The following is a 22,554-nucleotide window of genomic DNA, read 5'->3' as shown; positions in this document are numbered from 1 at the left end:
CGATCAGCTCGGCATCGCTGTACTACCCAGCGCCCACGGCGCTGAGCCACCCAGCGCCCACGGCGCGATGACCTGTACCGCGGGCCAGCCGAAATCCTCGGTGTCCTCGTCCTCCACGAACCACAGCCAGTTCTGCACCGAACGCACCAGGGTCCAGGCCCGGGCCCGATCGGCATCCAGGCCCGCGATCTCGACCACGGCCGCGAAGCGCGCATCGAGGTCGGAGTCGTTCATCCGGTTCCACAGCAGCGACAGCGTGGTGAACTCGATATCGCCGATGAGGGGCTGCGGGTCGATCACCAACCACGGCTCCCGCGTCGCGCCGAGCACATTCTCGTAGTGCAGATCCTCGTTCACCAGCAGGGTTCCCGCGCTGGGGCCGAGTTGCTCGCACACATCCACCGCGGCGTCGAGGAGTACGCGCGGAAACGGTTGGCCGAGCCTGCGCCACTGCTCGGGCAACTCCAGCGCCCAGCGCTGCGCCTCGGTGCGCAGCGAGCGCGAGATATCGGACGGACCCTCGATCGCCAGCCTGCGCAGCAGCACGGAGATGATCCGCACCGCGTCATCGATCGGCTCGTCTTCGAGCGAACGTCCGGCATCGAGCCGTTCCAGCACCATGGCGCCGCGCCCCGGGTCGCTCTCGTACAGCCGAACCGCGCCATCGCCGCCCCAGGCGGCCAGGGCACGCGGTTCGTCGCGGGTCTCCGGGCCGACGAACCCGAGTTTGAGAACGGCTTCGGTGCCGTCGGCGCGGGTGCACGGCAGCACCACCCCCGCATACCCGTACATCGGCACCCGGCCGTCGAGAGTCAGCTGCCAGCGTTCGGCATACTCGGCGGCCGATTCGGGCAATTGTTCCAACCAGACCCGCGCCGGATCACCCGCGATCATGGCGAGGCGGTCGGCGAAAAACTCCGGAACATCGATCACCTTTCGAGCATTCCAGCCCCGTCCACCGAATTTCCGTGCCCCGTCACGGAGCGGGCGGCGGAGGCGGCGGCGCGGGTAACCACGGGAGCGGCGGCAGTTGGAACCACGGCACCGGCGGCGGGGGTTCCGGTGCGGGCGCGGGCACGGGAGCGGGGGCAGGAGCAGGGGCGGGGGCAGGCGCGGGGGCAGGCGCGGGGGCAGGCGCGGGGACTTCCTGCGGTGGCACATAGACATCCACCGGCGGGCGCGACACCTCGACCGGTGGCGCATAGGTCTCCACCGGCGCGGGTTGCGGGGCGGGCGCGACAGGCGGCGGCACCGGCACGCACACCCAGCGACCGTCCGGGAATTCCCACCGCGCGGTGACACCGTCGTGCGAGCAGTCGTCTCCGGCCCGGTGCGCGCTGGGAATCCGGTCCCGCGCCACACAGTTCAGTTGCCCGTCACGCATATCCCATTGGGCGGAGATCCCACCCGCCGAGCAATCGCCGCCCACCTGGTAGGTGGGCGCGGGCAGTCGCGGCGAAGTAGTGGCCACCGCCGTCTCGGATCCGGTGGCATCGAGGTTGGTGCGCAACATCAGTCCGATCGCGACGACCAGCGCGAGGAAGGTACATACCGTCACCGCGGTGGCCAGCACGCGGGCATTCTTCGGATTGTCACGGTTGGGTGTCGTATTGCCGGATTCCACCATCGCACCGCCTCAGCTCTCGATCAGATGTGTCGGAAGTCAGGTGCCTCCCGGTTCGGCGGGCAGCGGTGCGGGCGCGTTATCACCCTGCGTCTGCGGGACACAGACCCAACCCCGTCCCGGCACGATGTCCCAATGGGCGGTGATGCCGCCGGACGAGCAGTCCTCGCCCACCTGGTGCGCCGGTTGGGTCGGCAATGGGGAGGAGATCGGCCGGCGCCAGGGCGGTTGCTGCGTCGAGGTGGTGCGAGCCGCGGTCGCGCTCACCGGGGTGGGGGTGGCCGACGGCGTCTGGTCGTTCGCATCCCGGTCGGTGCGCAGGAGCATTCCGATCGCCACCACCAGGGCGAGGACGGCCGCTATCGCGGCCGCGATGGCAAGAACCCGGGTGCTGTTCTCGGGTGCGCCATCGTCGGGTGCGGGTCCGCCTCCGGATGCCACCATCGCACACCGCCTTCACTGCTCGAGCAGGGAACACCGTCACGAAAGTTGATCTTTTTCGGAGGCTACCGGAATGTTGCCGGTTCAAAGATCAACTTTTGCCAACGATATTCGGCCTGCTCAGCAATTCGATAACTGATAGCTATTCGATAGCTGATGGCTATTTGACGGCGACGCGCACCTTCACTGTGTCCGCACCGGTCTCGTGTAGCGCCTGCCCGATCAGCGCACTGAGGTCGATGCCGGGCGCACCGGAGACGACCGCGTCGGTCAGCGGCCGCAGCCCGGGAATAAGCGCCTTCAACTCCGGCCCGACCTCCTCGAGCCACCGGGTGATCTTCTCCAGGAACGGGACGATGCCATTGCCTTCGAGATACATCTGCGGGCTGTTGCCCTCGGCCACCAATCGGCCGACCGCCTCCACCAGACCGTCGAGCACCTTGCCGAACTGCACCAATTCCGGCGCACCCGCCGCGGTGGCGGGCCCGGCCCACTCGATATGCCGCGCGGCGCGCTGGAAACTCCGCAACAGCTCGGCGATTTTCGGGGCCCGGCTCATGATGGTCGAGGCCAGTAGGTCACCGGAGCGCGCCAATTCCGGCATGACGGACTCGGTTCCGGTGAGGGATGTGCTCATGGTCTCCACCAGCGAGCCGACCACGGTGGGATCGAGCTGATTCATGGTCGTGGTGACCAGCCGAGCCACCTCGGGTATGGACAGCGGGGTGCGCACCGTCGCGGTGTCGAGCCGCTGCCCATCGCGCAGATACGGGCCGCCCTCGGCATTGGGCACGAACTGCACGTACGGTTCACCCAGCGCGGAGAGCTGTTCGATGGTGACGATGCTGTCGGTAGGCAGCTTGTGCGAGCCGTCCACCCGGAAGCCGACCTCGACCCCGGAGGCGGTGTTGTCCACCGAGGTCACTTTGCCGACCGGGATGCCGGTCAGCAGAATCGGCGAACCGACGCCGAGCCCACCCGAATTCCTCAGCACCATCGTGGCCTCGGTGTAGTCGGCGAACGGATCGAACCGCACCACCCCGAAGGTCAGATAGGCCGCGCCGAGGATCAGGATGGCGGCGATGCCGCCGAGCGAGGCCAGCGAGCCGATCTTCATCGGACAGCTCCGATCATGCGCAGGGTTTCGACGATCCGTTCCACCTGGTCCTGCTGGGAGACCGAATTCACCTGTATGTCACGCACATTCACCTTGGGACCGCGCTCGACGAACGGAATGACCTTGTCCCGCAGCAGCGCGACCAGCATGGCCAGGTTGGAGGGCGAGCGCAGATCGAGCGGACCGCCGGTCGCCAGCGGCACGAACGCCCGGGCCGCGGCCTCCCCCGACTGCACCAGCGGCGCCAGCCAGACCAGCGACTGCCCCACCGGACCGAGCACACCGAAGATCTCGGTCACCCCATCGATCGACTGTGCCGCGGCGGTCACCCGTTTCACCGATTCCTCGCTGAGAATATCGTCCAGCTCAGGTCGGATATCGTGCAGCACTTCGGCATTGGTGGCCAAACCGAACAGCAGCTTGTCCACCTCGTCCAGGTTGGCGGCCAGATCGGCGGCGTCGGCGCCCATCACCCGCGAGATCCGCGCGGTCTCCCGGGGATCCTGCGGCAGCACGGCATTGAACCGGTTGACGATGTCCTGCATCTGCCCGACGGCACCACCCTGGACGAATAAGGCCATGGTGGCCATGGTGTCCTCCAGCTGCACCGGCGGCTTGCTGTGGTCCAGGTCGATGGTGCCGTCCGGACCGAGCAACGCGTCGAAGCCGTCGGGCGGCGTGGTGAGGGCGATATGGATATCACCGAGCACGGTGTTCTGGCGCAATTCGGCGACCGTAGTGGTCGGCAGCTGAACGGATTTCGCGATATCGGCGTCGACCACCACGTAGCCGCCGCGGCCCGCGGGGGCTCGGTCCACGGGCACCACGGTGACCTTGTCGACGGTGCCGATCTGGGCGCCGTTGGCGATGACCTTCGCGCGCGCGGGCAGATTCAGCACATTGGCGAATTCGATACGCACCCGGTAGGTGGGCCCGGCGACGGAGGTGCCGGGCACCGGCACCGAGGACGGATCGAACGCGCACCCGCCGACCGTCACCGCGGCCGCGAGAGTGAGTGCGAGTGTGGTGCGGCGCAGCGCCGCTGGACGTGGCAGCCGAAGTCTCACCGTGCGTCGCATTGTCATCGCGAACCCGCCAATCCCAATACCAGCTGCGCCATCGACACATTCACCATGCCGTCCTGCGAGCCGGTGCATCGCCCCGGCGTGACGGCATTCACCGCCGCACACACCTGCTCGGCATGCTGCTGCGGTATCGCGAGCTTCGGCGCCGCATAGGTGATGCCGACCGCACCGGTCCGCGGATCGACCGCGCTCTGGAAGGCGGAGACGAAAACCGGTGTGGTGACCATGATGTCGCGCAGCGAACCCACATTGGCGCGCAGCAGCTTTATCAGCGGCACGGTGTCGTCGAGCAGCCGCAGGATCTGTCCGCCGAACATGGTGGTGATGTCGTTGAGCATCGGCAGTACCTGCCGCAGCCCGTCGAACAGTTCGGTGCCGGGGCCGAGCAGTTCGGTGCTGGCCTGATTCAGCGCGGGACCGATCCTGGTCAGCATGGATTCCAAGTCACCCCAATACTGATCGACCTTCTGGGAGACCGACGCGAAGGCGTCGAAGATCGCGGCCAGATGACCGATATCCGCATCCGGCGATTTCAGGGCCGAGCCGAGTTTGCGCACCAGCTCGTTGATCTGCGGACCGGTGCCCACCGTGGCCCGGTCCAGCGAGGCGAGCCCGTCGGCCAGCGAATTCGGCTGCGCCGGATCCGGTCCCACGATCTGGTCGGACAATTGCGCCAGCGCGGTGAGGGTTTCGGTCAGGCTCTTCGGGGTCAGTGTCTTGGTGATGCACTGCGCGCTGTCCCAGTGTGCGGCGTCCTTGCCGGTGGTCAGTACCGCCAGCTCCCGATCGGCGACAACGGTATCGGACACCGTGGTTGCCGAGGCGTCGGCGAGCACGGGATGGTCGGCGTCGACCTCGAAATCCACTCGAACGGTGCTGCCCTGGTTCTGCACCGAGGTCACCGTGCCGACCGTGATGCCGCGCATGGTCACCTGGTTGCCGGGGTACAGCCCGATACTGTCGGGCATGATCGCGCAGTAGGCCTCGGTCTCGCGCAGCGGATCGAAGATCACGAAGTAACCCGCCGCCGCAACCACGGCGAGGACGACGGCTCCCGAGATAGACATGAACGCCTGGCTGCCCAGCAGTCGATTCAGCATCAGCACGCCTTCCCTGGCAGTGGCACGCACACACCGAGTGCGGCCGAGGGATCCACACCGCCCGGCGCCTGGATGGTTTCACCGGATCTATCGATCACGATCCCGCCCTCGGGAATCACCAGCGCCCGCAGCCGCTGGGTCAGGTCCCGCGCGGAGGCGATCATCGGTTCGAGCTTGCCGCCGAGTTCTTCCAGCCGGGGCAGGGCCTCGGCGAGCTGCTGCGCCATCGGTTTCAGGGTCGAATCCCAGGACGGTGCCAGCGCGGCCAGTCGCTGCACCACGCTATTGAGCAGCGCGACGGATTCGCGCAGTTCGGCGCGCTTATCGACCAGCACGGTCTCGAGCAGGTTGGCGTTATCCATCAGCCTGCCCAGATCGGTTTTCGCGCCGTCGTACATGGTGACGTACTCGCTGGCAACGGCGATGGCATTGGAGACCTGGGTGCGCTGGCGATCGATGGCGTCGACGTAGCCGCCGACGGTATCGAGGGTGGTGCGCAAGGCTTCCGGGGCGCCGTCGACCGACCGATCCAGCGCGGCCAGGTTATTGCGCAAGGTATTGCCATCGATCTTCGCGATCGGGGCGGTGGCGTCCTGGAACGTCTGGATCAGGCTGTAGGGCAACCGAACTCGATCCGCCGGGATCGGACGATCACCCAGCGGCGCGGTGCCCGCTGGGAACAGCGCGATATAGTGCCCGCCGACCACGGTGAGCATCCGCACATCTAGCGAGGTCTGATCGCCGAGGAAGACATCGGAATTCACGGTGAATGTCATGACGACCCGATCCGGCTTCAGCTCCAGCGATTTCACCGACCCCACCGAAATGCCCGCCAGCCGGATGTCGTCGCCCTCCTTCACCGATTGCGCCTCGGAAAGCTCCGCCGTATAGGTGGTTTTGCCGAACGGCACTACGTAGAGCGTACCGGCCGCGACGATGCCGATGACCAGCAGTGCCACGCCGATGATGCCGAGCCGCACCTCGCGGCGCAGCTTGGTCGGCTCGTCCGGGATGGGCCGGTTGCCGCCGAACCAGCGGGAGATCATGCCTGACATATCGCCACCCGCTGTCCCGCGATGAGCACCCGTACCGGTGCGGGCACCTCGGCAGCGCCCTTGCTGCACTCCGGTTTCCAGCCCGCGGCGGTGCGCGGCAGCGCGTTGTCCACCGAGTCGAGCAGCCCGGGCAGCCGGCCGAACACCTCGACCGCCTCCTGCGGATTCGGGAACAGCTGCCGGATCAGCCCGTCGGTATCGGCGCCGCTGTCCTGCGACAGGCCGAGGGTGCCGAGCAATCGGTCCAGCGGGCCGAGCACCGACGGCGCGGTCATGGCGAACTGCGCGAGCCCGCCGATATTGGCCTGGAGCGACTGGAAGATATCGCTGAGCCGGGCCAGCAGCGGCACCAGATAGTGCACCCGGCCGCCGACCCGATCGGAGAGATCGGACATATTCCGCACCAGGGCGGCGATCACCTGCTGCCGGTCCCCGACGTACTTGCTGAGCTGATCGATGGCCGCCATCGCCGGTCCGAGCCCGGAACCGTCACCCTCGATGACCGCGAGCATGCTCTCGGTGAACTGGTTGACCGATTCCGGACTCATGGTGGCCAGCACCGGTTTCAAGCCGTTGAAGAGGCTGGTCACGTCGAAGGACGGGATGGTCATCTCGGCGCCGACGGCCGCGCCCGCGGCCAGCCGGATGCCGGGATTCGGCTGCTGCTGCAGGTCGATATAGCGCTGGCCGGTGAGGTTCTGGTACCGGATGGCCAGGGTGCTGTTGTCGTAGATCGGCGTCGAGGTCGTGACGGTCAAGCGCACCTTCGCCGTCACCCCGTCCAGCGCGATGCCCTCGACCTTGCCTACCTGCACGCCGTACATGCGCACGTCATCGCCGACCTTCAGGCCGTTGGCATCGGTGAACAGCGCATCGTGTGCCTCGGTATCCCCGGCCACCGGCCGTGTGATCGCGGTGAGCACCAGGGCGAGCACCACCACCATCACGCCCGCGAACAGCAGCAGCCGCAAGGCCGCACCACGCACCGTCATCGGATACCTCCTTCGGGGACGGCGGTCGGCGGGGCCGGCGGGGTGGGTAATGGCCGCCCGAGCAGCGGCACCGCGATCCCCGGCACGCTGTCCCAGCCCGTGCGCAGATCGACCTCCAGGTTCAGTACCGGACCGGCGGGCGTATCGGGCATCGCCGCACGCAGCCGCTCCAGCAGTGCGCGCAGTTCCGCGGCCGACTGCTGCGGGCGCGGGATCATCTGCGCCAGCACATTCAGCATCGGTGCGAGCATGTCGGTGGCCTCGGCGAATTGCCCGCCCGCCGCGGTGACGGTGGTCGCGAGACCCGGCAGGATCGTGCCGGTGAGCGCCGCGACACCGATGTCGTAGCGGTCCTTGTCGGTCTGCACGATCCGGATGTCGTGGATCTGATCGAGGGCCTGGATCGTCGCACCCGCGAATCGGCCGCCGCCTTCGAAGGCGGGGCCGAGCTTGCCGAGCAATTCGGAGGTCGGCATGGTCTGGTTGTCGGCGATGGTGCGCGCCACCGTGATCAGCGCCTGCACCAGCGGGGTGAAGGCCTGGAAATCCGCGGAGACCTGCGCGATGACGGTGGCCAGCTGCGGGGTGAATACGGTCGCACCGACCTGGGAGAGACTGCGCAGAATGCTGCCCATGGTGGCGTCGTAAACCCTGGCGGCCTGCGGGCCGGTCAAATCGATCACCGCGCCCTCGCGCAGCGGGGAACCGCCGGGGCCACGGCGCAATTCGAGCTCGCTGATGCCGAAGAGGTTGGCGGGCGCGTAGTCGATCCGCATGCTGTCGTCGAGGCCGTAGAGCCGGGAGTTGTCCAAATGCAACGTGATCCGCTGGGTACCGCGCCGGTCCGGCGCGATCTCGGTGATCTCACCGACCAGCACACCATCCAGCCGCACCTGGGTGCCCGCACTGAGACCGTCGCCGATCTCGACGGTGTGCAGTGCGATGCGCAGGCCCTCGTCGGTGCGCACACTCCGGTAGAGCGTGGTCGCCAGCGCCACCACCGCGAGGACCGCGATGATGAACAAACCGACCGTTCTGGCCTTTTTCTTATCCGCGGCTACGCCGGGCAAACCGTATTTCGGCACTGATCACCCCGTGAAACTGATCGCGGCATTGAAGCCCCACAGCAGGATGGACAGCACCATGTCGATCGCGATGATCGATACGAAGCTGGCCCGCACCGCGCGGCCGGAGGCGATTCCGACGCCCTCGGGTCCACCGGTCGCGAAGAAGCCGTAGTAGCTGTGCACCAGGATCACCACCGTCCCGAAGATCGCGACCTTGATCACCGCCGCGATGACGTCGAAGCCGGAGACGAATTGGAAGAAATAGTGGTCGTATACGCCAGCGGACTGGCCGTGCACCAGCGTGATCAGCCCGCGGCAGGCGCCGTAGCTCAGGATCAGCGCGATGAGGAAGGTCGGGACGATGGCCAGCGAGCCCGCGATCACCCGGGTCGTCACCACGAACGGCACCGAACGCAGACCGAGCGATTCGATGGCGTCGATCTCTTCGGAGATGCGCATCGAGCCGATCTCCGCGGTGATGCGGCATCCGGCCTGGGCGGCGAAGCCCACCGCCGCGGCGATCGGGGCCAGCTCCCTGGTGGTCGCGTACGCCGAGACGACGCCGGTGACCGGGCCCATGCCGAGCATGTCCAGGGTGGCGAAGGATTCCACGCCGACCGAGGCGCCCATGGCGAGACCGAGCACGATCATCATCGGCACCGTGCCGCCGCCGACCACGACCGAGCCGCGACCCCAGGTCATATCGGTGATGGCGCGCATGGTCTCGCCGCGATAGCGCTGGAGTGTCGATGGGATCGCCGAGAGCACCTGCCAGACGAAGACCGCGACGAAGCCCGCGGAGTCGACCGCGCGCAGCACCCTGCTGCCGCGCCGGACATAGCGCGCGGCCCAGCCCAGTCCCTTCGGGACGTATGAGGAAGTAGCCATCTACGCGAGCCTCGTGGGCAGGAACATGGCGGTGACCTGGGTGATGGCCAGATTCACGACGACGATCGACACCACCGAGAGCACCACCGCCGCATTCACCGCATCGGCGACACCGCGCGGTCCGCCCTTGGCCTCCAGTCCGCGCTGGCAGGCGATGACCACGACCAGGAACCCGAAGATCAGCGCCTTTACCAGCGACACCCAGACATCCGCGGTGGTGGTGAAGGATCCGAAGGTGGCCCAGTAGCTACCGGGCGTCACGCCCTGGCCGCCGATCGCGACCGCGTACCCGGCCAGGATGCCGACGAAGATGATCAGGATATTGAGCAGCGGCGCGACGACCAGCATGGCGGCCATGCGCGGAATGACCAGTCGGTGAATCGGGCTGATACCCATCGTATTCAGCGCGTCGATCTCTTCCCGGATCGTCCGGGCGCCGAGATCGGCCGCGATGGCCGCGGCGCCCGCGCCGCCGAGGAGGAATCCGGTCGCCATCGGGGCGCCCTGTTTGATGACGCCGAGGCCGCCGGTCGCGCCGAGCAGTGAGTCCGCACCGAGGGTGTGGATCAGGTTGCCGACCTGGATCGAGACGATCACACCGAACGGGATCGCGATCAGGATCGCCGGGACGGTGGTGACCGTGATCAGCCGCCAGGCCTGCAGAATCGCCTCGCGCCACTGGAATCGGCCGCGTGCGATATCGCGCACCGCGCCGGTCACCGACTCCTGGGCGACGCCAACCGCACGACCGAAGGTGCGCAGCGATGAGACGACCGTATCCGAGAAGTTCTCGCGAACGACGGTGACCGCGGAGCTACGGGTGCGGAGCTGGAATTCCTCGAGATCGGAGGTCATAGGCCGAGCCCGCGTACCTCGCGAACAGCACGGGTTGTGTCGAAGTTCATGGCGTTCTCTCCGCATCCGGCGTCAATGCCAACGGTGGCCAAGTTAATAGGTACTCTGCGTCACATCAAAATTGCCGAGGCGTGACGCTGGTCACCTACGCACCCACATCACGACACCTACGGACTGGCGGCGAGGAATACAAAAGCCGAGAACAGAGCCAGATGTACGCCGCCCTGAAGCAGGGTCGCGCGGCCGGGAACAACGGTGAGCGCGCCGACGACGACCGTGATGGCGAGCAGAACCATCTGCGTCGCGCCCAGCCCGAGGATCAGCGGCCCCTGTAGCCAGATAGTTGCCACAGCGATGGCCGGAATGGTCAGGCCGATACTGGCCATCGCCGACCCCAGCGCCAGATTCAGGCTGATCTGGACCTGATCGCGGCGCGCGGCGCGTACCGCGGCGAGCGTCTCGGGCAGCAGCACCAGCAGCGCGATCGCCACACCGACCGCCGCGGGCGGCAGTCCGGCGTACCGGACGCCGTGTTCGATCGCGGGCGAGATCACCTTGGCCAGCCCGACCACACAGACCAGGGCGACAAACAGCAGGCCGAAGCTGAGCAGCGTCCTGCGCACGGTCGGGCGTTCGCCGTTCTCGTCCTCGGTGACGACGCCGCCACCCTCGACTGGCAGGAAGTCGTCGCGATGGCGCACCGTCTGGACCATGACGAACAGCCCGTACAGCAGCAGCGAGGCCACCGCGGCGAAAGCGAGCTGGGCGGGCGAGAATTCGGGGCCGGGCTTACTGGTGGTGAAGGTCGGCAAGACCAGGCTGAGGGTGGACAGGGTCGCCACCGTAGCCAGCGCGGCGCCCGTGCCCTCCGCATTGAAGACCGCTACCCGCCTGCGTAGCGCGCCGACCAGCAGCGAAAGACCGAAGATGCCATTGCAGGTGATCATGACCGCGGCGAATACGGTGTCGCGGGCCAGGGAGGCGCTCTTCTCACCGCCGGAAATCATCAGCGTGACGATCAGTGCGACCTCGATCACGGTGACCGCGACCGCGAGCACCAGCGATCCGAACGGTTCACCGACTCGGTTCGCCACCACCTCCGCGTGGTTGACCGCCGCGAGCACCGCCCCGACCAGAGCCGCCCCCACGACGACCACACCGACCCCCGGCAGACTTCGCCCCCAGGTCGAGGCCAGCGCGACAACGGCGAGTAGGGGAACGAACACGGTCCAGCGGGCAGTCAACGCACGGATCATGCCACCATCGTCCCAGCTAATTTCGGACACCAAGGTCGATGTAGCTGTTCGGTACCATCGGGGCGAGGCATCCCGGCTCCATCGAAGGCTTCCAGTTCCGTCCTGGCTATCGTTATCGCCCGCGGGTGGAACAGATGCGGGTGGAACAGATTCCGGCGCCGAATCCGCCCGCCGATGCGGCGTCGGTGACTGGAAGCTGCTCGAGGTGGTCGACCGGCAGCCCGCAGGCTGACCGCGGATCTTCTCAGTCGTCCAGGTCGATGCGAATCGTGAGCAGATCGGTGCCCACCGCACGAACCGCGGCGCTATTGGCACGCGGCAGTTCCCGCAACCGCGCCCTCGGATCGTCATCGGGCAGCAGGTGCGCGGTGCCGGTATGCCAGTGTCCCCGCAGCCGGACCCGGACCCGATTGTTCGCCTTGATGTTCCGCACATACTGCGAACGCTCGCCGAATTCCGACACGAGCCAGAATTGGGCACCCACGCGACGGCCGCCGATCGGGGTGACGCGCGGCTGACCGCTCACCCGGCCGACTGTCTCCAGCAATTGCTGACTCGGCAGCCGACGCAGGATCGGATTCCCTATGCGGCGTTGGAATGTGGTAACCAGGCGGTGCTGAACATCGTTCTTGGTGGGCACATGCCCGACGGTAACACCGCTTCACCTCACCATCGCACCGCGACAATCCGTTGCTGGCCTGCGTGTTCCGGCCAAGCCGGTAACCGGGCCTGGATTCGAGTACTCGACAGCGCCGCGATAGGAGAGAATTTGCGGGTGCGGACCCAGTTCACCCACGAGCTCGTCGCGTTGACGAATGATCTGACGCTGATGTGCCGAGTTGCCCACGACGCCGTCGAGCGGTTGATCGACGCTCTCGTCGACGCCGATTTGAAGGCCACCTACGAGGTTTTCGCGCTCGACGAGCAGCTACAGAAAATGTATGGCGCGTGCGAGGCCAGGACCGTGGTGCTGCTCGCATTGCAGGCGCCGGTCGCCCGCGACCTGCGTCATGTGGTGACCGCCATCCAGATCGCGAGCGAACTGTCCCGCATCGGCTGGCTCACCAGCCGAGTCGCCGACCAGATCTACCGCAGCCACCCGGGACACGTCGGGCCCCAGCCGATTCTCGACATCCTCGCGGAAATGGGACGGCTCGCCGCGCACCGCACCGCGGTATCCGGCCAGGCCGTCGCGACCGGGCACAATGCCACGGAAACCGAACCGGGCGTACATCCGATGGAGCAGCTGCACCACCGATTGCTCACCGCCCTCACCGAGGCCGCCCCGGCACAACCCACCGACTCGGCCATCGATCTGGCCATGACCGGTAGTTACCTGGAACGCTGCATCGACCACACCGACCGCATCGATAGCTTGATCCGCTTCCTGGACACCGGGATTCCCCCGACCGCCCAGACGAGGAAGGACGCGACGTCCGACGACTGAGGCGGTGGCCCACCTGGCCCGGAGCGGCCGGACCCCGGTCAGCGGGGGATTCGCTTGCGGTGGACAGGAATACGCGCGCCTACGACTCGATACGCTCGATGAGCCAGCGGGGACCGACCGTATCCGCCCCGAGCGCCTGCACCCGCGCGCGCAGTCCGCGATCCGCCGTGACGACGGTGACCGACCGATCCACCGCCGCCGCCACCACATCGACGATCGCGTCATCACCCGAACCGTCGGCCGACACCACGCGGATACCGTCGAACTGCGGTGCCTCCGCGACGGCGGCCTTCGCCGCGCCTTCGAGCACCACGACCACCTCGGCCGCTGTGTCCAGCACGGTCAGCCGCTCCAACAGGCGCCGGGCCGCCCCGGCACGATCACGCCACCAACCGTCGGGCCGCGAACCGACGACATTCGCGGCATCGACCACGATCAGTCGACCGCTGCCCTGCGCCATGCCACTCAGTGTCCTCCCCCGAAGCCGGGTGCGTCTGCCGGGGCGGGCCAGCGGCCGACTGTCGAATTCGGAGATTCGCGGCGCACAGGGAGATCCGCGCTCAATCGGGGCGGCGGGCGATGGCGTAGAGGTCGCGGGCGGGGCCGGTCAGGCGCTGCCCGGTAGGCCAGACGGCGCGCAGGGTGCGGTCGAGGTCGAGGCCGGTGACCTCCGGGGAAACCAGGGAGCCCGCGGCGATGTCGGCGGCGACGGCCAGGGAACTCAGCACCGCGGGCCCGACGCCCGCGGCGACCGCGGTTTTGATGGCGGTGGTGGAGGACAGTTCGAGCGCGATATTCGGCTGCGTACCCGGCAGAGCGCGCGAGACCGCGTGTTCGAACCAGGTGCGCGTGCCCGAACCCGGTTCCCGTTGGATCAATGGGGTTTCGGCGAGCTCGGCCAGTGCGACGGAACCGCGCCGCGCCCATTGATGTTGCGGTGCGACGACGACGACCAGCCGATCGCGCGCCACCGTGTGACTCTCCAGGCCGCGGAAAGTCTTGGGGCTCTCGACGAATCCGATACCGGCCCGGCCGTCGAGCACCGCCTGCGCGACCTCGACCGAGTTGCCGGACTCCAAGGCGATGGTGGTGTCGGGCGTCGTCGCGCGCAGCGTCATCAGCCAGCCGGGGAACAGGTACTCGGCAATGGTCTGGCTGGCCGCGACCCGCAGCCGGGAATCGCGCTCCGCGCGCAGGGTGTCGATGCCCGCGTCCAATTGCTCGGCCGCGTCGACCACCGAACGCGCCCATTCGGCGATCAACGCACCGGCCGGGGTGGGCCGCGACCCGAGCGTGGTGCGCTCCAGCACCGGAACACCCACCAGCTTCTCCAGGTATCGCAGGCGCGAGGAGGCCGAGGGCTGGCTGATGCCGTGTGCCTGCGCCGCGCGGCCGATACTGCCCAGCTCGATAACCGAGACCAGCAGGTCCAGCGCGGCCAGATCGGGGACACGCGGCGACAGTGGCATAGAACCACTCTATGCATTCATAGGAACGCGCGGGCTACGCCACCCGGCCGCCCGGCGCGAAGCTGAACATATGACCGCCACCATCACGTTCGGAAGAACAGCCCCCGCCACCGCGCGGCACCGGTTCGGCGAGCTCAACGGCGAGAGTCTGCGCCACCTCGGACCGAACTGGTTCGCCGCCGTCATGGGCACCAGCATCGTCGCCAACGCCGCCGTCACCCTGCCGCTACAGTTCCCCGGACTGCGCGGCGCGGCGACCGCGGTATGGGCGCTGTCCGCGACGCTGCTGGTGGCCCTCACCGTGGCATGGATCGCGCACCTGGTCAGATTCCCCGAGAATGCGCGCGATCACTTCGAGCATCCCGTCATGTCGCAGTTCTACGGCGCGCCCCCGATGGCACTGATCACCGTCGGTGCGGGCACCCTGGTACTCGGCGGCGATGTGATCGGGATGAGCGCCGCCGTCGCGGTGGACTGGGTGCTGTGGACGGTGGGCACCGTGCTCGGGCTGATGACGGCCGTAGGAATCCCCTACCGGATGTTCACCCACCAACGCATCGATCCCGATGCCGCGTTCGGTGGCTGGCTGATTCCGGTGGTGCCGCCCATGGTGTCCGCCGCCATGGGCGCCCTGCTGGTCCCGCACACCCCTGCGGGCCAGCCGCGGTTGACCCTGATTCTGCTCTGCCTCGCCATGTTCGGCCTCAGCCTGATCGCGGCGCTCATCACCACCACCATGATCTGGTCGCGGTTGGTGCACTTCGACACTCCCCAGGCGGGCATGGTGCCCACCCTGTGGATCGTGCTCGGCCCGTTGGGTCAGTCGGTGACCGCCGCGGGCCTGCTCGCCAATGCCGGACCCGCCGCGCTGCCCGATCTGTTCGCCAAGGGCCTGACCGTCTTCTCTGTCATCTTCGGTCTCACCACCTGGGGATTCGCCATGCTCTGGCTGGCGCTGGCGCTGGCCGTGACCGCGAGGACCGCCCGGGCCGGTCAGCTGAGGTTCACGCTGTCCTGGTGGGGATTCACCTTCCCGCTCGGTACCTGCATCACCGCGAGCAGCGTCCTGTACGGCCACACGGGGGCCTACCTCTTCGCCGCGGCGGCGGTCGCACTGTACGTCCTGCTGGTCGGGGCCTGGGCGGTGGTGGGTGTGCGTACCGTGCGCGGGGTGCTGAACGGCGCACTGCTGCGGCCCGCCGTCGCCCGCTGATCACCCGTGCCCAATTCGTCCGCCTCCGATTAGTCTTCGTCGCGGGAATCGTCCGCACTGATGAACACTCGGTCCACCGGATCGAGAGGTGAGACAGAAATGAGGATGTCAATGGGCAAAGTAGTGGTCGCGGAGTTCGTTTCGGCCGACGGCGTGATCGAGGCGCCCTCATGGACGGCCCCGTTCTGGAACGACGACATCGCCGACTTCAAGTCGCCCGAGGTCGCCGACGCCGACGCGCTGCTGCTCGGCCGCAACACCTACGAGATGTTCGCGGCGTCCTGGCCCAATCACCCGGAAGAGGGTGAGTACAAGGACAAGATGAACAGCATGCCCAAGCACGTCGCCACCACGACGCGCACCGAACTGGAGTGGAACGCCACCCCGATTCCGGGCGACCTCGCCGAGACCGTCGCCAAGCTGCGCGCCGAGCAGAATCTGCTGGTATTCGGCAGTGCCACCCTCGTCGACTACCTGCGCGCCCACAATCTGGTCGACGAGTACCGGCTGGTTGTCTACCCGGTCCTGCTCGGCAAGGGCGCGCGGCTGTGGAACCCCGTCGAGGCCGAGGCGACGATGGAGCTGATCGCGTCCAAGGTTCTCGATAACGGCGTGATCCTGGCGACCTACCGGGTGACCGAGCCCAGCGTCACCCGGCCATCCTTCGACTGAACTCAGTCCAGCAGCGGGAACCGGCCGGAATGCAATAGGCCGGTGATCGCGTCGATCTTCGCCTGCGGCGCGGCGTAATCCGGATGCACCCGGATCACGCCCGCCGCATCGCGCAGTGTGAGCATCTGCGCGGCCGCCGCCGCGACCGTGCGGCCACCCGGACTCACCGGATGCTGCGCGAAGGCCGGGCGACGCGGCTGCACCCTGCCCAATTCGATCGCCCGGTCCACCCGGCGCGAGCAGCGGCACAACGCCTTCGCATCGGCCAGGCCGCAGGTCGAGCGGAGGAAGGTGGCCAGCCGCTGCTTGGCGCGTTCCAGCCGTTTCTGGAAGGCGGCAGGAGAAATCCGCAGAATCCACGCCGCCTCGGCGGCTTTCAGATCGAAGACGTCGCCGAGCACGAAAGCAACGCGCTCGTCGCGGCTCAGGCATTGCAGCATCGCCTGGGTGCAACCGAGCCGTACCTCCTCGGTCAGCAGCGTGGCCTCCGGCCCCCGGTAGTCCTCGGCGGCAAGGCCTTCCGCGAGATCGTCGCGGAAGTCGTCGAGGCTGAGCTGCTGCCGCTCCTGCGGTGACTGCCTGCGCAGGTTGAGCAGATAGTTCACGCCGACACGGTAGGCCCAGGTGAGCAGCTTCGCCTCGCCTCGCCAGGTGGCGAGGCGGGTGAGCACGCGAATCATGATCTCCTGCACCGCGTCCTCGGCGTCGGCCGGTCGCCCGGTCATGCGCAGGGCCAGACGGTAGAGGGGATCCTGTAGAAGCGCTATCACCTCGGCGAGCGCGGCGCGGTCACCATCGACGGCGCGGGCCACCAGATCCGCCTCGTCCCCGGCCGCGTTCGGCCGGCCGCCGAGATCATCGGACATTCCAAGGTTCCCCCCGTCGTCCGGCACAGTGCCGCTGTTCATCACGACATTGTCGCGGTCGGGACCAGCGCGTGCCTGCGCAGCCACGCCGCGACCGCCTTGCCGATGGCATCCGGCTGGTCCTCCGGGCTGTGATGCTGGCCCGGACCCACCGATTCGACCTCGACCGCCGCGAAAGTTCGTGCGGCCCACTCGATGATCTCCGGCGACCCGAGGCCGACACCCGGCTCGACCTTCATCAGCAGCTTGGGAACATCGCCACTGTTCGCCATCCATTCGCCGTAATCGAGGACGCGCCGCACGACATCGGCGGGCGCACCGTCGAGCGGAAACTCCCGCGCCCAAGCCAGCATCGGCTTCCGGGACTCCGGGGTCGGGTACGGCGCCCGATACGCGTCGAGGTCGGCTTCGGTCAGCCCGGCAATGAGTTTGGGCAGGTTGTACTCGATGAACAGGTTCTGCTCGAGTACGGCCTGCTCACCCTCCGGCGAACGGAACCGACGGAACATCTCGGCCGAACCCTGCGGCAACTCGTCCCAGCGCATCGGGCGAAGAAAGGTTTCGATCAACGCGATACCCCGCACCCGACCGGGATGGCGCGCCGCGAAATCCATGCCGAGTGTGCCGCCCCAGTCGTGCCCGACAATGACGACATCCTCCAGAGCCAGGGCGTCGAACCAGGCGTCGAGATAACGGGCGTGGTCGTCGAGCCGGTAGGCGATATCGGGCTTACCGGACGCGCCCATACCGATCAGATCCGGCGCGAGGCAGCGGGCCCGCGGCGCGACATGCGGAATCACATTGCGCCACAGGTACGACGAGGTGGGGTTGCCGTGCAGGAAGACGACCGGGGCGGTGTCGGCGCCGGTGTCGCTGTAGTTGATGTACGAGTCGATGACGTCGATGGCGGTCATGTGGATCCTTCCGGAGTTTTTCCCTGTCACTCCGGTTGGACACGGAATCCCGGACCGATCCGACAATATTCGATGTGATGTGCGTCACTCATCTGTCGCGCCGGTCTCCGCGAGCACCGGCCGATCAGGACTGATCGAGCAGCGGGAAGCGTCCTGACCGCAGCAGCGCCTCGATGGCCTGCACTTTCGCTTGGGGCACGGCGTAATCCGGGTGGGCGCGCAGCACCGCCGCGGCGTCGTGGAGACGGATCATCTGATCCTCGGCGGCCACCACGGTGCGGCCGCCGGGTGAGACCGGATGCCGGGCGAACACCGGCTTGTCCGGGTTGATCCGGCCCAGCGCCACGGCCTTGTCGACGCGGCGTGGGCAACGGCAGAAGGCGTCGGGGTTGGCCACGCCACAGGTTGCGCGCAGGAATACGCCGATACGCTTTTTGGCGCGTTCCAGACGCTTTCGGTAGGCGGGGGCGGTGATACCGAGGATCCAAGCGGCGTCGGTAGAGCTGAGTTCGAAGACATCGCCGAGAACGAAGGCGATGCGTTCGTCGCGCGCCAGGCATTGCAGCATGGCTTGGCTGCAGTTCAGGCGGACCTCGGCGGAGAGCAGCGCGGATTGCGGGCCACGGTAGTCCTCGGCGGCCAATCCGTCGGCCAGGCCCTCGCCGAAACGGTCGAAGGTGAGTTGCGCCGCCTCCTGCGGCGATTGCCTGCGCAGGTTCAGCAGGTAGTTGACCCCGACGCGGTAGGCCCAGGTCAACAGTTTGGCCTCGGCCCGCCAGCTGGCGAGGTTCCCGATGACCCGCAGCAGGATTTCCTGGGTCGCGTCCTCGGCCTCGGTCGGCCTGCCGACCATGCGCAATGCCAGGCGATAGAGGGGATCCTGTAGTTGGCGGACCACCTGGGAGATCGCATTCTGGTCACCGGCGACGGCTCGGGCGACCAGCGCGCGTTCGGCGTCGCGATCGAACGCCGCGGTAGCCTCCGGGTCACCGACCGCCGTGCCGTCCCGGATGTCCGACCGCTCACCGCGGGGGTCGGCCGCATCATCATCGATATAGGCGATCGAGTCGTCGTCAGCACTATCCACCGGACCATTCTTCGGTGAGCCGGCGACCGGCCGCAAGGCGGGCGGGTGGGGATCGGACCGGCCGATCCCCACCCACGCCCGCGCTTCAGGCGCGGGTGGTGGCGCCCAGGAGCGCGTGCCTGCGCAGCCACTCCGCGACGGCGGCGCCGATCTCGTCCGGGCGGTCCTCGGGGACGTGATGACCGGCCGGGCCGATCGGAGCGACCTCCGCGTTCGCGAAAGTCGTTGCCGCCCACTGCACCGCCTCGGCGGATCCGAGACCGACACCGTTCTCCAGCGCCATGATCAGCTTGGGCACCTCCGGGGTCTGCGCCATCCACTGCCCGTAGTTGTCCACGATCGCGACCACATCCGCGGGCTCCCCGTCGAGCGGGAATTCGCGCGGCCACACCAGCAGCGGCTTGCGGGAGGCCGGGGTCGGGTAGGGCGCACGGTAGACGTCGTGATCCTCCGGCGCCAGATTCACCACGCCCTTGGGCAGGTTGAACTCGATGAAGGTGTTCTCCTCCAGCACCATTCGCTCGCCCTCCGCGGTACGGAACTTGCGGAACAGTTCGGCGCCGAGCGGCGGCAGTTCATCCCAGCGCATCGGGCGCAGGAAGGTCTCGATCAGCGCGATGCCCGCGACCCGGCCGGGATGCCGGGCGGCCCAGTCCATACCGAGCGCGCCGCCCCAGTCGTGACCGACGATGACCACCCGGTCCAGGCCGAGCGCGTCGAACCAGGCGTCCAAGTAGCGCGCGTGGTCGGTGAAGCGGTAGTCGCTGTCGGGCTTACCGGAGGCGCCCATGCCGATGAGATCCGGCGCGAGCGCCCGGGTGTCGGCGCTGACATGCGGAATCACATTGCGCCACAGATGCGATGAGGTCGGATTGCCGTGCAGGAAGACCACCGGGACCGCGCCGGAACCGGTGTCGATGTAGTTGATGAACGAGTCGAGTACGTCGACGGTGGTCATGATGTGTGTCCTTTCGAATCGGGCGTTTGCTGCCTTCACCCCGTTTCGACACGGGATTTCGCCGGGTTGTGACCGAGTTCGATGTGATGCTCGTCACTCCACGTGACCCCGTCGGACCGCCCTAGCCGGGCACGTCATCACCAAAATCCCTGCGTACGCCATGGCTTCCGTAGTTGACCAGTAGATAGCGTCGAATATTCACAGGAGTAACCAAGCCATCGCAGTTCAGTAACTTGGTTGCTATACAAATACAACATATCTACTATCCAACTACGTAGATAGCTTCTCGAACTTCACGAACGAGATCTCCCCGGCGCGCAGCGTCACCTCGGGACATACCCCTCATCAGCCCCGTGGTGTCGCGCATCGCGGACCGGACTGGACAACCACCCGCGAGCTCGCGCACGGTCGGGTTCGTTCGTGATCCGCCACCCCCGAGTCGGCGCCGGCACGGCGACTCGGGGGTGGTCCGGCGTTCCGGGGTTTCCGGACGAGTCACCTTGCCGCACAATTACATCACCGCGATTGTGCCGAACCTCATACGTGGCGTTGATATTCCATACGTCCGCATCCGGGTACCTTGACGCCGATTCGGTAACTGGTTGTTGGCGTTAGGAAGTTCGATGAAGTTCTCGGCCCGCTGGCTGTCACCACTCGGCCCGGCGGTCGCCGGTGGTGTGAGTGACATGGGGGAAAAGCTTTCGGTACCGTTCGGCGGGGGTTCGTTGTGAGCTGGCTTTCCTCCCGCCCGGTGCGTCGAGTGGTGGCTGTTTGCGCGCCGATCGTTCTTGCCGCCCTGGTGGCCGCTGCCTGTGCCGCTGTCGACGAGCGATCCGGGGCCGAGCCCGGTCCACCCGCTTCGCCCGACGCGGTACCGGTGTCGGGTAAGGATGTCGCCGACCTGCTCGCGCGACTGGTTGTCGCACCCGAGGCGTCGATGACCGGTTATAGCCGCGAAAAGTTCCCGCACTGGGATACCAACAAGCCCGAACACGGGTTCGGCGCCGAGTTCACGCAGTATGTTCGCTGCACCACCCGGGACGTGATGATGCTGCGCGATGCCACCGGCTCGGTGCAGCTCGACGCGAAAACCTGTGAGCTGTCGATCGGTTCCGGTGGCGGCTGGCGAGATCAGTACGGAGTCCTCGACCGCAAGTCCGGGCAACTCAAACCGTACAAATGGATCACCGACCCGTCGGGTGTCGACGCCGAACATATCGTCCCATTGGCAGAAGCCTGGCGGTCGGGTGCCGCCGACCGGGACGAGGACACTCGCCGCCGTATCGCCAACGACGCCGTCAACCTCGTCGCCTCCGATCCGACAGCCAACAGATCGAAGGGTGACCAGGATGCCGCGAATTACCTGCCTCCGGGAAAGTTCCGGTGTGGCTATATCGATCGCTATCTGAAGATCAAAGTAAAGTACGCGCTGACCGTTGATTCCGCCGAACAGGCCGCTTTGCGCACCGCCGTCGATGACTGTGTCCGCCAAGGAGGGTTCAAATAAGCGATATCGCCGAGATCGCCGCAGAGGCCGCCGTCATGACCGAAGAGGAAGGGACGGTGTCCGGTGACCTCGATGTCACCCTCGACGCGGCGGGCAAGGGACTGGTCCGTTATCGCGGCACCGATACCTGGCTCACGATCGGCAATCTCGATGGCGAGCCACCACGCGTCTGGGCGACGGTCACCGAACTCGCGGCAGCGATCGAAGCCGATATCGGAATGCGTGACGCGGCAGGCAATGTCATCCCCTTCGAAGCGTGACGGCACGCGGTGCGTTCGCCCGTAACCCTCACGGCATGGTGACAACGACCTTGCCGAAGGGATCCTCCTCGCGGAAGTACCGGTAGGCCTCCACCGCCCGGTCCAGCGGAAAGACGCGGTCGATGACCGGGCGCATCCGATGCTCCGCGATCGACGCGTTCATGGCTTCGAACTGGCTCCGACTGCCCACGGCGATGCGTCGAATCGGTTTCCTTCGGTTCGGCTATGCGGGAGGTCAGTCGATCCCGATGTGCTGGTGGTCCAGCCGGATTCGACCGTCGTCGTCCAGCGCGAGAATGTCGTAACCGCCGCCGACCACGGTCCCGTCGGCCTGCGCCATCGCCCAGCCGAAGCCGACCAGCCGCACCGACAGCTGCGTGGCGGGCCCACGGGGCACGAACACATGGCCGGGGGCCACGAACATTTCGTAGGCTCGGGTGGCACGGCGTTCCAGGAGGTCGTGGCCGCGGACCTCCAGCGGCGGCAGCGGAAAGGCGAGTTCGGCGACGGCCTCGCGCATGGCCTGCGGCGGATCGACCAGGATCTGCGCGCCGTCGGCGGCCCACAGGTCGTGGATCATGGTGCGCCGGATCTCGGCGTCGGATTCGTTCCACATGGCCAGGTAGCGGTCGGCGAGGTCGGTCAGCTGCTTGTCATCGAGTTGGTTGCTCATGGGACATA

Annotated in this window: 26 protein-coding genes and 1 pseudogene; 6 read left to right on the top strand and 21 right to left on the bottom strand. The window is 67.2% G+C overall.

The window, feature by feature from the left end; translation table 11 throughout:
- Positions 1-3: 3 nt before the first annotated feature.
- The 12 genes from AB0H61_RS14000 to AB0H61_RS13945 all read right to left on the bottom strand — a co-directional run bounded on the left by AB0H61_RS14000 (position 4) and on the right by AB0H61_RS13945 (position 11,480).
- Positions 4-933 carry an aminoglycoside phosphotransferase family protein gene (locus AB0H61_RS14000; RefSeq protein WP_357303427.1) on the bottom strand — a complete coding sequence of 310 codons (930 nt, stop codon included), beginning with the start codon at positions 931-933 and terminating at the stop codon, positions 4-6.
- A gap of 43 nt (positions 934-976) precedes the next feature.
- Complete coding sequence (locus AB0H61_RS13995; protein WP_357303424.1) at positions 977-1,627, bottom strand: hypothetical protein; 651 nt, start codon at positions 1,625-1,627, stop codon at positions 977-979.
- Between the two features lie 36 nt (positions 1,628-1,663).
- Entirely contained in the window at positions 1,664-2,068 is a 405-nt protein-coding gene (locus tag AB0H61_RS13990; protein ID WP_357303421.1) for a hypothetical protein, read from the bottom strand.
- Between the two features lie 157 nt (positions 2,069-2,225).
- A complete protein-coding gene (locus AB0H61_RS13985) occupies positions 2,226-3,182 on the bottom strand; it encodes an MlaD family protein (protein WP_357303419.1) in 957 nt (318 codons plus the stop codon).
- Complete coding sequence (locus tag AB0H61_RS13980) at positions 3,179-4,249, bottom strand: MlaD family protein (RefSeq protein ID WP_357303416.1); 1,071 nt, start codon at positions 4,247-4,249, stop codon at positions 3,179-3,181. Before AB0H61_RS13980 ends, AB0H61_RS13985 begins: the two co-directional genes overlap by 4 nt.
- Positions 4,250-4,263: 14 nt before the next feature.
- Positions 4,264-5,367: an MlaD family protein gene (locus AB0H61_RS13975; protein WP_357303413.1), complete on the bottom strand. Its 1,104-nt coding sequence runs from the start codon at positions 5,365-5,367 to the stop codon at positions 4,264-4,266.
- On the bottom strand, positions 5,367-6,422 hold the full coding sequence (locus tag AB0H61_RS13970) for an MlaD family protein (RefSeq protein ID WP_357303410.1): 1,056 nt from the start codon (positions 6,420-6,422) through the stop codon (positions 5,367-5,369). The genes AB0H61_RS13975 and AB0H61_RS13970 overlap by 1 nt, the downstream gene beginning before the upstream one ends.
- Positions 6,410-7,414 (bottom strand): MlaD family protein, encoded by a 1,005-nt coding sequence (locus tag AB0H61_RS13965; RefSeq protein ID WP_357303407.1) that lies wholly within the window; start codon positions 7,412-7,414, stop codon positions 6,410-6,412. Before AB0H61_RS13965 ends, AB0H61_RS13970 begins: the two co-directional genes overlap by 13 nt.
- Positions 7,411-8,499, bottom strand: coding sequence for an MlaD family protein (locus AB0H61_RS13960; protein WP_357303404.1), 1,089 nt, complete (start codon positions 8,497-8,499; stop codon positions 7,411-7,413). Before AB0H61_RS13960 ends, AB0H61_RS13965 begins: the two co-directional genes overlap by 4 nt.
- 3 nt (positions 8,500-8,502) lie before the next feature.
- The gene (locus AB0H61_RS13955) at positions 8,503-9,369 is read right to left on the bottom strand and encodes an ABC transporter permease (protein ID WP_357303402.1); all 867 of its coding nucleotides are present in this window, start codon (positions 9,367-9,369) and stop codon (positions 8,503-8,505) included.
- Positions 9,370-10,224 carry an ABC transporter permease gene (locus tag AB0H61_RS13950; protein ID WP_357303399.1) on the bottom strand — a complete coding sequence of 285 codons (855 nt, stop codon included), beginning with the start codon at positions 10,222-10,224 and terminating at the stop codon, positions 9,370-9,372.
- Positions 10,225-10,391: 167 nt separating this feature from the next.
- Positions 10,392-11,480, bottom strand: a complete 1,089-nt coding sequence (locus tag AB0H61_RS13945; RefSeq protein WP_357303396.1) for an ionic transporter y4hA — start codon at positions 11,478-11,480, stop codon at positions 10,392-10,394.
- 44 nt (positions 11,481-11,524) lie between these two features.
- Here AB0H61_RS13945 and AB0H61_RS13940 point away from each other — a divergent pair.
- A pseudogene (locus tag AB0H61_RS13940) lies at positions 11,525-11,656 on the top strand (DUF4377 domain-containing protein); the annotation flags it as partial.
- A 68-nt stretch (positions 11,657-11,724) separates the two neighbouring features.
- Here the strand turns inward: AB0H61_RS13940 and AB0H61_RS13935 are convergent.
- Positions 11,725-12,120 (bottom strand): nitroreductase family deazaflavin-dependent oxidoreductase, encoded by a 396-nt coding sequence (locus tag AB0H61_RS13935; RefSeq protein WP_357303393.1) that lies wholly within the window; start codon positions 12,118-12,120, stop codon positions 11,725-11,727.
- Between the two features lie 135 nt (positions 12,121-12,255).
- Between AB0H61_RS13935 and AB0H61_RS13930 the strand changes: the two genes are divergently transcribed.
- On the top strand, positions 12,256-12,927 hold the full coding sequence (locus AB0H61_RS13930) for a PhoU domain-containing protein (RefSeq protein WP_357303391.1): 672 nt from the start codon (positions 12,256-12,258) through the stop codon (positions 12,925-12,927).
- A 79-nt stretch (positions 12,928-13,006) separates the two neighbouring features.
- Here the strand turns inward: AB0H61_RS13930 and AB0H61_RS13925 are convergent, their stop codons facing one another.
- The gene (locus AB0H61_RS13925) at positions 13,007-13,387 is read right to left on the bottom strand and encodes an NYN domain-containing protein (RefSeq protein ID WP_357303387.1); all 381 of its coding nucleotides are present in this window, start codon (positions 13,385-13,387) and stop codon (positions 13,007-13,009) included.
- Between the two features lie 100 nt (positions 13,388-13,487).
- Entirely contained in the window at positions 13,488-14,396 is a 909-nt protein-coding gene (locus AB0H61_RS13920) for a LysR family transcriptional regulator (protein WP_357303384.1), read from the bottom strand.
- 70 nt (positions 14,397-14,466) lie between these two features.
- Between AB0H61_RS13920 and AB0H61_RS13915 the strand changes: the two genes are divergently transcribed.
- Together AB0H61_RS13915 and AB0H61_RS13910 are read left to right on the top strand one after the other, a co-directional pair.
- A complete protein-coding gene (locus tag AB0H61_RS13915; protein ID WP_357303381.1) occupies positions 14,467-15,609 on the top strand; it encodes a TDT family transporter in 1,143 nt (380 codons plus the stop codon).
- A gap of 111 nt (positions 15,610-15,720) precedes the next feature.
- The gene (locus tag AB0H61_RS13910; RefSeq protein WP_357303378.1) at positions 15,721-16,281 is read left to right on the top strand and encodes a dihydrofolate reductase family protein; all 561 of its coding nucleotides are present in this window, start codon (positions 15,721-15,723) and stop codon (positions 16,279-16,281) included.
- A gap of 2 nt (positions 16,282-16,283) precedes the next feature.
- Here AB0H61_RS13910 and AB0H61_RS13905 read toward each other — a convergent pair whose 3' ends face one another.
- The 4 genes from AB0H61_RS13905 to AB0H61_RS13890 form a co-directional block, all read right to left on the bottom strand.
- The gene (locus tag AB0H61_RS13905; RefSeq protein WP_357303376.1) at positions 16,284-17,147 is read right to left on the bottom strand and encodes an RNA polymerase sigma factor; all 864 of its coding nucleotides are present in this window, start codon (positions 17,145-17,147) and stop codon (positions 16,284-16,286) included.
- 41 nt (positions 17,148-17,188) lie between these two features.
- The gene (locus AB0H61_RS13900) at positions 17,189-18,061 is read right to left on the bottom strand and encodes a haloalkane dehalogenase (RefSeq protein ID WP_357303374.1); all 873 of its coding nucleotides are present in this window, start codon (positions 18,059-18,061) and stop codon (positions 17,189-17,191) included.
- Positions 18,062-18,185: 124 nt separating this feature from the next.
- On the bottom strand, positions 18,186-19,148 hold the full coding sequence (locus AB0H61_RS13895; protein WP_357303371.1) for an RNA polymerase sigma factor: 963 nt from the start codon (positions 19,146-19,148) through the stop codon (positions 18,186-18,188).
- 85 nt (positions 19,149-19,233) lie between these two features.
- Positions 19,234-20,145: a haloalkane dehalogenase gene (locus tag AB0H61_RS13890; protein WP_357303369.1), complete on the bottom strand. Its 912-nt coding sequence runs from the start codon at positions 20,143-20,145 to the stop codon at positions 19,234-19,236.
- 721 nt (positions 20,146-20,866) lie between these two features.
- Here AB0H61_RS13890 and AB0H61_RS13885 point away from each other — a divergent pair.
- The gene (locus AB0H61_RS13885) at positions 20,867-21,613 is read left to right on the top strand and encodes an HNH endonuclease family protein (RefSeq protein ID WP_357303366.1); all 747 of its coding nucleotides are present in this window, start codon (positions 20,867-20,869) and stop codon (positions 21,611-21,613) included.
- Positions 21,614-21,648: 35 nt separating this feature from the next.
- Positions 21,649-21,873 carry a hypothetical protein gene (locus AB0H61_RS13880; protein ID WP_357303363.1) on the top strand — a complete coding sequence of 75 codons (225 nt, stop codon included), beginning with the start codon at positions 21,649-21,651 and terminating at the stop codon, positions 21,871-21,873.
- Positions 21,874-21,901: 28 nt separating this feature from the next.
- On the opposite strand, the gene AB0H61_RS13875 is transcribed toward AB0H61_RS13880, so the two are convergent.
- Together AB0H61_RS13875 and AB0H61_RS13870 are read right to left on the bottom strand one after the other, a co-directional pair.
- Positions 21,902-22,063 (bottom strand): zinc-binding dehydrogenase, encoded by a 162-nt coding sequence (locus AB0H61_RS13875; protein WP_357303361.1) that lies wholly within the window; start codon positions 22,061-22,063, stop codon positions 21,902-21,904.
- A gap of 45 nt (positions 22,064-22,108) precedes the next feature.
- On the bottom strand, positions 22,109-22,546 hold the full coding sequence (locus AB0H61_RS13870) for a hypothetical protein (protein WP_357303358.1): 438 nt from the start codon (positions 22,544-22,546) through the stop codon (positions 22,109-22,111).
- Positions 22,547-22,554: the final 8 nt, after the last annotated feature.

Origin of the sequence: Nocardia sp. NPDC050710, from assembly GCF_040654375.1 — a bacterium.
GTDB lineage: Bacteria > Actinomycetota > Actinomycetes > Mycobacteriales > Mycobacteriaceae > Nocardia.
This window is presented reverse-complemented; position numbering and strand designations above follow the sequence as displayed.